Source organism: Fibrobacter intestinalis, assembly GCF_900167415.1.
GTDB classification, from domain to species: Bacteria; Fibrobacterota; Fibrobacteria; order Fibrobacterales; family Fibrobacteraceae; genus Hallerella; species Hallerella intestinalis.
In genome coordinates this window covers 1-10,368 of record NZ_FUWU01000077.1, presented here as the reverse complement: position 1 = coordinate 10,368, position 10,368 = coordinate 1, and the positions used below count along the sequence as shown (strand labels likewise).

15 protein-coding genes are annotated in these 10,368 nt (G+C 47.0%); 2 read left to right on the top strand and 13 right to left on the bottom strand.

Going from position 1 to position 10,368, the window contains the following annotated elements:
- Positions 1 to 103 precede the first annotated feature (103 nt).
- From B5D40_RS14005 to B5D40_RS16345, 5 genes are all read right to left on the bottom strand, one after another.
- Entirely contained in the window at positions 104 to 427 is a 324-nt protein-coding gene (locus B5D40_RS14005; protein WP_078777415.1) for a hypothetical protein, read from the bottom strand.
- Position 428: 1 nt separating this feature from the next.
- Entirely contained in the window at positions 429 to 1,088 is a 660-nt protein-coding gene (locus B5D40_RS14000; protein ID WP_159446935.1) for a fibrobacter succinogenes major paralogous domain-containing protein, read from the bottom strand.
- A 198-nt stretch (positions 1,089 to 1,286) separates the two neighbouring features.
- Complete coding sequence (locus B5D40_RS13995; protein WP_158222172.1) at positions 1,287 to 1,925, bottom strand: FISUMP domain-containing protein; 639 nt, start codon at positions 1,923 to 1,925, stop codon at positions 1,287 to 1,289.
- Between the two features lie 290 nt (positions 1,926 to 2,215).
- The gene (locus tag B5D40_RS13990) at positions 2,216 to 2,413 is read right to left on the bottom strand and encodes a TM2 domain-containing protein (protein ID WP_078777416.1); all 198 of its coding nucleotides are present in this window, start codon (positions 2,411 to 2,413) and stop codon (positions 2,216 to 2,218) included.
- Between the two features lie 15 nt (positions 2,414 to 2,428).
- Positions 2,429 to 2,824, bottom strand: coding sequence for a TM2 domain-containing protein (locus B5D40_RS16345; RefSeq protein ID WP_078777412.1), 396 nt, complete (start codon positions 2,822 to 2,824; stop codon positions 2,429 to 2,431).
- Between the two features lie 185 nt (positions 2,825 to 3,009).
- Here B5D40_RS16345 and B5D40_RS13980 point away from each other — a divergent pair, with 185 nt between their 5' ends.
- Entirely contained in the window at positions 3,010 to 3,648 is a 639-nt protein-coding gene (locus B5D40_RS13980) for a bifunctional 4-hydroxy-2-oxoglutarate aldolase/2-dehydro-3-deoxy-phosphogluconate aldolase (protein WP_078777411.1), read from the top strand.
- 59 nt (positions 3,649 to 3,707) lie between these two features.
- Here the strand turns inward: B5D40_RS13980 and B5D40_RS13975 are convergent, their stop codons facing one another.
- Positions 3,708 to 4,517, bottom strand: coding sequence for a menaquinone biosynthetic enzyme MqnA/MqnD family protein (locus B5D40_RS13975; protein ID WP_078777410.1), 810 nt, complete (start codon positions 4,515 to 4,517; stop codon positions 3,708 to 3,710).
- Between the two features lie 24 nt (positions 4,518 to 4,541).
- On the opposite strand from B5D40_RS13975, the gene B5D40_RS13970 reads away from it, so the two are divergent.
- Entirely contained in the window at positions 4,542 to 4,826 is a 285-nt protein-coding gene (locus B5D40_RS13970) for a hypothetical protein (RefSeq protein ID WP_078777409.1), read from the top strand.
- 180 nt (positions 4,827 to 5,006) lie between these two features.
- Here B5D40_RS13970 and B5D40_RS13965 read toward each other — a convergent pair whose 3' ends face one another.
- From B5D40_RS13965 to B5D40_RS15430, 7 genes are all read right to left on the bottom strand, one after another.
- A complete protein-coding gene (locus B5D40_RS13965; protein WP_095849586.1) occupies positions 5,007 to 6,644 on the bottom strand; it encodes a glycosyltransferase family 2 protein in 1,638 nt (545 codons plus the stop codon).
- On the bottom strand, positions 6,641 to 7,102 hold the full coding sequence (locus B5D40_RS13960) for a thioredoxin family protein (RefSeq protein ID WP_073304732.1): 462 nt from the start codon (positions 7,100 to 7,102) through the stop codon (positions 6,641 to 6,643). Before B5D40_RS13960 ends, B5D40_RS13965 begins: the two co-directional genes overlap by 4 nt.
- Positions 7,099 to 7,458, bottom strand: coding sequence for a hypothetical protein (locus B5D40_RS13955; RefSeq protein WP_078777407.1), 360 nt, complete (start codon positions 7,456 to 7,458; stop codon positions 7,099 to 7,101). Before B5D40_RS13955 ends, B5D40_RS13960 begins: the two co-directional genes overlap by 4 nt.
- Complete coding sequence (gene ftsY / locus B5D40_RS13950; RefSeq protein WP_073304736.1) at positions 7,439 to 8,341, bottom strand: signal recognition particle-docking protein FtsY; 903 nt, start codon at positions 8,339 to 8,341, stop codon at positions 7,439 to 7,441. Before ftsY ends, B5D40_RS13955 begins: the two co-directional genes overlap by 20 nt.
- Positions 8,341 to 8,934 (bottom strand): ClpP family protease, encoded by a 594-nt coding sequence (locus B5D40_RS13945; RefSeq protein ID WP_073304780.1) that lies wholly within the window; start codon positions 8,932 to 8,934, stop codon positions 8,341 to 8,343. Before B5D40_RS13945 ends, ftsY begins: the two co-directional genes overlap by 1 nt.
- Before the next feature lie 103 nt (positions 8,935 to 9,037).
- Positions 9,038 to 9,709 carry a hypothetical protein gene (locus tag B5D40_RS13940; RefSeq protein ID WP_078777406.1) on the bottom strand — a complete coding sequence of 224 codons (672 nt, stop codon included), beginning with the start codon at positions 9,707 to 9,709 and terminating at the stop codon, positions 9,038 to 9,040.
- A gap of 14 nt (positions 9,710 to 9,723) precedes the next feature.
- A complete protein-coding gene (locus B5D40_RS15430; protein ID WP_143394486.1) occupies positions 9,724 to 10,113 on the bottom strand; it encodes a hypothetical protein in 390 nt (129 codons plus the stop codon).
- Positions 10,114 to 10,368 lie beyond the last annotated feature (255 nt).

Sequence of the window (10,368 nt, the reverse complement as noted above, 5' to 3'; positions counted from 1 at the left end):
CCTGTTGGAATGGCTATACTGTTTTTGCCTTCTGTGGAACGGAATGAACAAAAAATGCGAACGTCCTTATCCTGCGCTCGCAAAATGACTTTTTAAGGGCTGACTAGTATAGATTTCCTCCGGCATTTACCATTTCTACATTCGCATCAACTTTGTCATACACGGAAATAGCCATTTTCCCGCTTACATCACGGAAATAATACCTTGCTTCAAAGCCATTCACAACTGTGTTACCAACATTTTCAACGACCAGTTTTAAAACGGAGACCGATTGCTTTGAACCAGCTGTAGAAACAGATGTGCGAACATTAATTTCTATAGAATCGCCTGATATAGAATTTTTCTTCAAGTCCGCTCGAACCTGATCAAGCGTTAAAGCAAAAGAATGTATGGAAATTATTAGCAGAATGAATAATATTTTACGCATATCAATCCCTTATACAGCGAATAGATAACTGATGTTCGCCAGAGCTATTTATGTTACCAACAACGCCACCGATACCGATTTCATATGCCCCATACACGTCTTTCATTGTTGACGACCAAAAATTTCCTCCATAATACATATAAGTACCCTTCCCTGATTCGTACAGGTATCCACTTGGTATTACAGAAAAACCACAATCATCAGTACCCTTTCCTCGGCTTTCATCCCACAAAGATGATGTACTTTGTAACCTAAGAGCTGTTGGTTCATCTTGGTATCCACCAACTGTTCCAATCATTTGAGACCATTCTTCATTCGAGGGCAAATGCCACCCAATAGGACAAATCGTATCCACTTTATTCCAATCTAGAATATCAGAATCTCCTTCTTGCAACGCGTAAAAACGCCCCCAAAAGTCGCAATTTAATTCATCGTTGTCATAGCAGGTACTATATTCAACATTATAATTCAAGTTCTCAGCCATCCAAACCTGGTTGCCAATGGTCGTGTATTTATACACTTGCCCATCCCGTTCATCAACAAATGTTCCTCGACCGCTTTCTGGACAGACTTCGCTAGCGTTCCAACTATTGCTATCGTCAGAACACGATGCTAAGAATGCGGCAAGAGTGATTGAGAAAAAAGCTTGTTTCTTATTCATTTTGATTACCTCTATTTTAAAAGTTGCCATGTTAAAATACGGGACCCTCGACGGAGAACGAGATAGCATCCTGCCGAAAGACTAAAATCGGATTATATTACTCGGCTCTGCCACGGTTGCCGACAAAGAACGACTAAATGTAAGAATAATTGCTATAAATGAAAAGAAAAACGATTGTTGTTTTTTTTGCACAATACGCTAATCCTTTAAGCACCGAATCGACTTCAAATCGTCTATATATCCGTAAGGCAAAAGCAGTTGTATATCCGTTTGATAAGAAAGAATGTTAAAAAAAAGAATCGAACCATTCTCTTCAGAAGAAGCATTCGTGCTAGACCAAGCATCGGCTTCATAGCCTAAATTCGGTTTATAAGTCGCTTGCGATGGCAATAAATCAAATCCACAATCGTCGGTGCCATTGAGATCTTCATTATGATTCAATTCCTTCCAACCACTTGTAGAACGCAAACGACGGCTAGCCTTAGCATCCCCTCCCATTAGGTCAATCAACACGCTCCATTCTTTTTCGCTCGGTAAATGCCACCCCTTTGGGCAAACGTATTTTGCTGCATTCCAATTATACAACAAGCCCATTACAAGGCAGCTATCATCAGAAAAAAAACATTCTGACCGCAAATCGTTTGACTGGTCAGCAACAAGTTCACCATCAATTTTATACCTTAAATTTTCCGCCATCCAAACCTGAACGCCAATGGTCGTGTACTTGTACGCTTGACCATCGCGCTCGTCAACGAATGTTCCACGACCGCTTTCTGGACAGACGGTTGCAGGATTAAAGTCTTCAGCACGAATACTATTGTCTGAGCAAGCGTTCAATGCGCAAACCGCTAAGCAAATGGCGAAGCATTCAAAGAAAAAGTTTTTTTTTCATTGCGAAACTCCAAAATGCAACAAATTTATAAAAGTTTTTAGCGATTTCAAGAAAAAAATAGCCCGCCTCGTACATAATGTCAAAAAAAATATTTCGCATATAAAAATCCCTCTGGACATTCCGTCTAGCGGGCAAAAACTCGGCGATGCGAAAGCCTAAATGGGAAAATACATTCGGGCAATCTTATTCGCTTTATTCAAAATGTCCAAGTTCAACTTGGGCGGGACATATTGAATTACGCCCCATATTCTCCGTCTTTGGGCTTTAGATTTCCGGAAATAATGAGGATAAAGTCTATTAACCACATTATACCAAAGACGCCTCCAGTCAGAAGCTTTAAAACTCCAAGTCCGGTATAACCCAGATAGAATCTGTCGATCCCAAGAGCTCCTAAAAAGAATGAAAGAAGGGCGGCAGTTGTTTTGTTTTTCATTTTGATCTCCATTTTTTAGGTGAAATAGATATTTCCTTCGGCATCCGCTTTTTTTGTAATGCCGATAATGCCTTCTACTAAAGCAATAATCGCCGGAATCAATGTCCAGCAAAAAAGCAGATAAACAATTCCTTGGCCTATTTTCCCGGCATAAAATTTATGAACGTCGAAGCCTCCTAGGAAAAAGGCGAATAGACAATAGGCCAGTTGGTTAACAGGTCGTCCTTTTGGCGGTAAAGCTGGCGATTTTCCATTTCTATATATAACGGTTTTGTCGTCGGAAGTAAAAACTTCAATGATTTCTCCGATTACAGGCTTAAAATTCAATTCTGACAGAGGCACTTCAAGAAAGGAGCCGTCATCATTCCCAACAGTTACTACTTCATTTTTGATACGGATCACTTTGGACATGGTTTCTCCCAAACGAGATTATTTTGCACCAATACAAATGTAAACAAAAAAAACATTGCCAAGGGGTTTTTGCCATTTTCTGATTTTTCCCCAAAAAATCCTTCTTTCCCGAAAATCGCCTGTTCCCGATGCAGAAAAAGTTCTGACCTGTGCGTTAGAATTCGCGAGCTAACTATATTTGCCGTATGTCTGAATTTTTAGAGTTTCTTCAGGATGTTCCCGTGGTGGGAATCCTTCGCGACATTCCCCAAGGTTCGGAAAGCCTTTGTGCAGAAACCGCAGCGAAGTGCGGACTCAAAGCGATCGAAGTCACGATGAATACGAACAGTGCGGCAGAAATTATTTCGGCGTTGAAATCCGCAGCGAAGCCTTTCGGAATTCGTGTCGGTGCGGGCACGGTTCGCAATATGCGGGATTTGGAGGCGGCATTGGATGCGGGTGCGGAATTCATCGTTTCGCCGAATACGGTAGAGAGCGTGATTCGGGCTTGTGCGCAGAGGAATGTGCCGGATATTCCCGGTGCGCTTTCTCCGACGGAGGTGCAGAACGCTTACGATTTCGGCGCGACCTGCGTGAAGATTTTTCCGGTGGAGTGCGTGGGCGGCCCCGCTTATATCAAGGCGTTGCGGGGACCTTTCCGGGATATTCCTCTTCTCGCGTGCGGTGGCGTTTCCAAGGAAAATGCTGGCGATTATTTGCGGAGCGGTGCGAATCTGGTCGCGTTCGGGGCGAGCATTTTCAAGCCGGATTTAATGCGGGCAAATGATTGGGAAACGATCGGAAAGAATTTGTCCGAATTTTTGCGAGCGGTAAAAGACCGCTAAAAAAGGCTTTTAAAAATTCATTTCAAAAGTGGCGGTACGCTGCGCAGACTGTCAAGCCCTTAAATAAACTGCAACGTGACGGGAGTTTGCAAAATTCCTTCTTTTGCGCACAAATTAAAATATAGTTCCAGCGAACGTTTGCGCTCGTCGTTAAATTCGTAATCCAGGGAATTGTAGTAGGCCTGAAGCTCGTCCTTTGAAAAGGGGACGCTGTAGTTCTTTGCCCAGGCGGCCAGTGCGCCATTCGGGTCGGCGCGAAATGTGGAAATGGATTTTCGAACGTTTTCTAAAAACTTATCCAAAAGCGGGCGCAGTTCGTTGGAGAGCGCGGATTGGTGGACGCTCCATGCGCCAAACACAAAAGGCAAGCCTTGCCACGATTCCCAAAGCTTTGCCAAGTCGTAGCGGAACGGCCATCGGTTTTGGGATTTTTCTAGAAGTGCTTCGTCCCCGATAAGCAGGACGGCGTCCGCATTTTCGGCGGCGTCCACATATTCTGGATGCACTTGTGCGTACTGGGAACAGAGGATTCGAAAAAGCGCTACGGAGGTTCCGCTCTGTCGGGTCAAATAGACTTTCTTGTGGGAAAGATTTTCCAAGGGGAAGCGGGAAAAGAGTTCGACGGAATGCACTTCGAGATTGCAGCTGGTGCAAATATCGGGCACGAGCCGCAAGTTGCGCGGATCCTTGGCGTAGGCGATGGACGACGCCGGGGCCAAGTGGATTTCTCCGGACCACAGCTTTTGATTGAGCTCGCTAGGCGCTCCATCGACAAATGAAAAATCGTCAAAATGAGGGCTTTCTTTAAAAAAACGATGAAAAAAGGGGACACAAACCAAAAAAGGAATTTTTCCGACTCGCAACTTCATGAGAATAATTTAACTTTTTCGCGTATGGCAAAATTTCATGTAAAAAGAACATTGTTTGGTGAAGATCAAAAGAGTCTTGTTTTTCGTGGAAATGTCTTGGACGGCGACGTTCGTCAGGGAATGTCCCTCAAGATTCCGATTACGGACAAGGCCGTTATCGATGTGCAGATTGACGACGTTGTGGAACTCGAATCGCATGAAACCCAAGAAAAACGGACGGGCCTCGTCGCCCGGTTTCTTGAAGAGCCCGAAGCCCTCGACATTGTGGCGGCGTTGAATGTCGCCGACGAAGACGTGACCGTCGAATAGCCTTAGGCCGCCTCTAAAAATTCATTTTCAAAAAATCGGTTGCGTTAGAGTGGCTAGTTGTCAGTGATTAGCGACTAGCGGTGAGTACCCTTCGGCAAGCTCAGGGACCAGTTGCCGCCCTTCGATAAACTCAGGAACCGTTTATCGAAGCATTACCAAAGCGATTTTTAGCGATAGTCTTTAGATTTCCAGAAGCAGGCCGCAGCGGAGATAAATCAAATCCCCGCTTTTTTTCAGATTCTGATAGCCGCTTAAAACCAGAATGGACGAGTAGCGTCCCAGTTTAATATCCAGTCCGCCGCCCACTTTCCAAATCATTTGCGAATCGTCGCCAAAGGCGTATCCAAAATCGAATGTCGCCACGGGCATGATGATGCTTCCGAACGGTAGGCGCATATAGGCGCTCGCCATCGCTGGAACCAACGAAATGCTTCCGTAACGCTGGTAGTCGAGTCCGAGCCCGATAAAGACCATCTGATCGATAGGATGCCAAAGATGCATGGATGTCGAAAAATGGAATTCCGTAACGTCTTCGGTCCAATTTGACGAGCCCACACTGACATCCGCGGTCAGAGCTTTTGCCGGGGATGCAGAAAGCAACATGAAGGACAGGACTGCCGGAAGAATCAGGGCGAGAGTCTGTGGCGTTTTGGAGGATGTGGGCGAAGGCGTTTCTTCGTCGCCGCGGGCTTCGCGTTGCCAGCCGCCGCCGTGTTCCTTTGCAAACGAAAGAACGCTGCCTTTGAGCATGGCGAAGTTCATCAGCAGAAAATAGTAGGCGCTGCTGGAAATTTTAAAACCGGCGATGATGAAGAAGAGCAAAGCCAGCCCGAAAGTTGCAAAGTAGATGGGCTTTTGTGTTGTCAAAAGAATGGCGTTCAGGATGAGGAGGGCGATGGCGATATGCGGGGTCAGCCAGCGGAGAAGTTTATGCGAAGCGAACAGATATGCTGTTACGGGATGGAGCGGGTTAAGGAGCGGTAAATAGGAATGGAGGTAGTTGAAATTCGCGCGCCCGATGCGGACCTTGCGGCGATATTCGCCAATGCCTTCTTTTGAAGTTTGTTCGGTTCCGATGGCGCTGGGGTCGAAGGTGCAAAAAAATCCTTTTTGCAAAACCTTGACAGCAATAAAGAAGTCGTCCATGACGCTTTTCTTGGTGGGTAGCGGGGTGAACAGGGAATTGCGGATGGCGTAAAGGGCGCCGTTGCCGCCTACGAGCCTGTCCAGAATCCCTTCAAATTTTTTGATTTCAGATTCCAGATCCCAGTAGCTGCGTTCGCCGGAGCCGAGAGGACTTCCGCTCTGGTCGGTCAAAATCAAGTGCCCGCAGACGCAGCCGATTTTCGGATCGCAGAACGGCGCGACGAGCTTGCGCACCACGTTTGGGAAAAACATCGTGTTGGCGTCGCAGAATACCAGAATTTCACCTTTGGCCAAGTTCTGTAAACGGTTGAGCATGGCGGCTTTGCCCGCATTTTTGGGGGCTTTGACCAGCGTGATGCCTTTGTCCGCATAGCGGGATACGATTTCGGCGGTTTTGTCTGCGGAACCGTCGTCGCCGATGAGGATTTCAAGTTTGTCCTTGGGATAATCCAATTCCAAAAAATTTTGGATTTTCTTTTCTATCACGCTTTCTTCGTTGTATGCCGAAACCAGGATTGAAACTTTGGGCAGCTCCCTTTTCTCGGTTGTCTTGCGGTTCTTCCGGTAAAAAATCTCGCTTAAAAAGGGAAGCGTTACGGGAAACAGCACATAGCAATGCACTAGCAAAAAAAGCAGAATCCAAAAAGCGATTTCCAGAGGGGAAAAATTCATTTGGCTATCCATTCCTTTTCCTTTGACAGGAATTGCATTAAGAGCATTCGCATCTCGTCGGCATCCAGGCCTTTAGAATAGGTCAGAATCGAAAGTCCGTTTGGCGCGATCAGCACATACGAGGGAACCGCTTGCAGATTCCACACGTCAAAAAAACAGCGTTCCACGGGCAGGCGCAGAGTGTCGCATAAAATCGTGTCCTGGGAGTTTTGTTTGATGCGCACCGGGTGAAAGCGGGTGTTTAGCAATGTGGCGACGCCTTTGTCCCGATAGGTTGTCTTGTCCATTTCGCGGCAGGGAAGGCACCAGTCGGCGACAATATCGACGAATACCATTTTGTGATCCCGTTTTGCTTCGGCGAGGGCTTGGGAGTAATTTTCCCAATGTGTGGAATCGGTCGGCGTCTTGGCAAAGGACAGCCCGCACAGAATAAGACAAAGGCAAATCGCATTTTTCATTTTTTGTTCTTTTGGGGAAGCGTGTTTGCTTTGGGCTGCGGAGTGACTGCACCGGCGAGAACCGCGATGGAATCCACATAGACCAAAACCGATTCCTGAAAGGGTTCCCACAAATCGGAGTTGCTCTGGATTTGGTCTGCAATGGAATCGAATCTGTTGGCGGTGTAGCCGTAACGTTCCAAAATCTGAACCCGGGCGATGCGTCCTTCGGGAGAAGTTTCGCCAAATTCTCGCTCGGCAATTCTCAAGTCGCCATAGAGACGAACAAATTCCGCGGGGACGGAAATGTTTTCGGAGCAGGCCGTCGCTAAAACGGCCAGCGTCCCGAAAAGGATTTTATTCCTTAAAGAGGCCATCGACGTATTCCGCCTTTTTAAAGGGCACGAGCTGGTCGATGCGTTCTCCCATTCCAACCCAAAGAATCGGGACTTTGAGCGAGCTGGCGATCGAAAGGACGGAGCCGCCGTGCGCCGTGCCATCCAATTTCGTAACGATGAGTCCCGTCAACGGAAAACTCCGGTTGAAAATTTTCGCCTGATTGATGGCGTTCTGACCGGTATTGCCATCTATCACGAGAAGCATGTCGTGCGGGTACGCGACATCCTGTTTTTTGAGAACGCGGACGATTTTGGCGAGTTCCTCCATCAGGTAGTCTTTGTTTTGTAGGCGTCCCGCCGTATCGATGAATACGATGTCGCAACCGCGGGCTTTGGCCGCTGCGCAAGCGTCAAAGGCGACCGCAGCCGGATCGGAACCTTCGGCGTGGTGCACAAATTCGGCTCCGGAACGCTCCGCCCAAACCTGCAACTGTTCTATCGCCGCGGCTCGGAAAGTGTCGGCTGCGGCAATCATCACCTTGTGCCCTTCATCTGCAAATTTCTTGGCGAGCTTTCCGATGGTCGTCGTTTTGCCCGCTCCGTTCACGCCGATAACTAAAATCACGTGAGGCTTGCCTTTGAATGCAAACGGCGGCGGATCGATTAAAAAGCGTTCCGCTTCTGCCCGCAAAATGTTGAGCACCTCTTCTTGGGAAAGCGATTTGCCAAGAGCCTCTTCGCGAAGGGCGTCGGTCAAAACGAATGCGGCACTTGTCCCCACGTCCGCTTTAATCAGGCGCTCTTCCAAATCTTCGAGCATTTCGTCGGTGACTTTGCCTTTGCCGGCGATGCCTTTAAGTTCTCCGAGAATGGCTTCGCGGGTTTTGGCGAGTCCGCTTTTGATGGCCGAAAAAAATCCCATTAGAAGACGCTCTTTACTTCATCGACAAGTCCGTAGGCCTTTGCCTCTTCTGCCGACATAAAATTATCGCGTTCGGTATCCCTGTCCACTTCTTCGCTGGATTTTCCGGTGGTTTGGGCGATGATTCCCGTTGTAATGGAGCGGATGCGGAGCATTTCTTCGGCTTGGATTTTGATGTCGCTTGCCGGTCCCTCCATTTGTCCTTGAATCAGCGGCTGGTGAATCATGATGCGCGCCGACGGCCAGGCGTAGCGTTTGCCCTTTGCGCCCGCGGTTAAAAGAACTGCGCCCATGGAAGCCGCTTGTCCGCAGCACACTGTGACCACGTCGCTCTGGATGGCGTTCATGCAGTCGTAAATGGCGAGCCCGCTGGAAATGACACCGCCGGGACTGTTGATATAAAATGTGATGTCGTCATGGGAAAGCGAATCCAGATACATCATCTGCTTTACGATTCGGGTGGCGCTTTCGTCATCTACGGGAGCCCACAGGAAAATTTTGCGGTTGTTGGCAAAGAATTCTTCGGCTTTTTTCATAAAGTCGGGAGTCTGTTCTTTTTCTGGATTTTGCTCGTTTTTTTTAGCGGCGTTCATCAAAAACTCCATAGGGAAAATGGTTTTGGGGACAATTTAGAAATTTTTCGACCGCGGTAAAATTTGACATAAGCCCCCGTCGTGATTTCAGGCTCTTTCTCGGTCACTGTCCGGGTGCCGTTGACGCGGAGCTTTTGCTGTAACTCGGCGAAGAATTTTCGGCCTCCGACAGACTTTCCTTCGCAAATTTCAGAAACTCTTGCGAAAGCGTTTTTAAGGCGGCGGAATCGTTTGCCGCTTCGTATGGATAGACGCAGGAAAGCTGCAAATTGTTGACGGAGCATCCGTTGTTGTAATCTACAAGTTCGCCGTTTTGCGTCAAGCATCGGGAGACAAAATGTGCGGAATCCGAGATGCAGTCGTTGCTCCAATATCCGCCAGAAAGAAGCCAACCGACAAAGTCCTTGCCCGAGTTCGCCGATTTCAAAAGCCGATAGGTGAATGTCGCCGAGCCGCCCGCACGATCCGTGGAACCTTGAATTGCCCTGTCCTGAAAATATGCGGCGACAAAAATTCTCGTCGAATCAAAAAGAATCGTCCGCTCCGTTGAAAAGTCGTAACTCGTTTTCGAAGCCGAAGAAATCGTGCCTTCAATCGGATCGACGTAATCCCGAATGGTCGTATCGATGGGAACGATGCCGTAAGATGCGGAACTTGATGAAAGTTCCGTTGAGGAATTTTCGTTCGGCTTTTCCGCGCCCGAGGGCGAAGTCTCCGAAGTGCAGGCCGTGATAGAAATCATTGCAAAAATGGCGAGCAGTTTGAAAATGTTCATAGAAACCTCCAAAATCAGTTCACTTTTAAAAAGTTATATCCCAAAATTACATTATCCGCTTTTGCATTACGGGCACGCTTGATAACAATTCCCGCACCATTTATCAAATTTTCAATTTCTTCCGCTGTCAAATATTCAACCCGAGGCGGTCTATATGGGGAAACTTCTTCACTTTGTTTTGCTAAATTCTTTTTAAATTCAATAAAATAAGCATCTTCTTGTAATAGTTTTCCATTCAGCCAAAATTTTTTTTCTCGACCATTTGACGAAATTTCATATCGTCCACTAAACCCCGTTTTATATAAATGATTCAGATTTTCATCATCAACGACAACTTTTATTTTTTTGCGGAGTTTGTTTAGACATGTAGGAAATGGAATTTTTGGTTGCGCTTCCCAAAGCATCTCTTTTCACCGTTTTTCTTATGGAGTTGGTTGTTTTTTTTCGGGAACCATGCGGGATTACATTGACGCGAATCGTCCGTTCGCTCCGGGAGAATCTGCCTGCTATTGTTGATACGGCGGGAATTGCCACAGCTCCGCAAAATATTCTCGACCAAAGATACATAGTCGTCCCTTAAATCCCGCCCAGCCCGCATAACTATTGGGGAAAATTGATTTCTACCCTGTGAAAATATTGCAAGGATTTCTAAAATATGA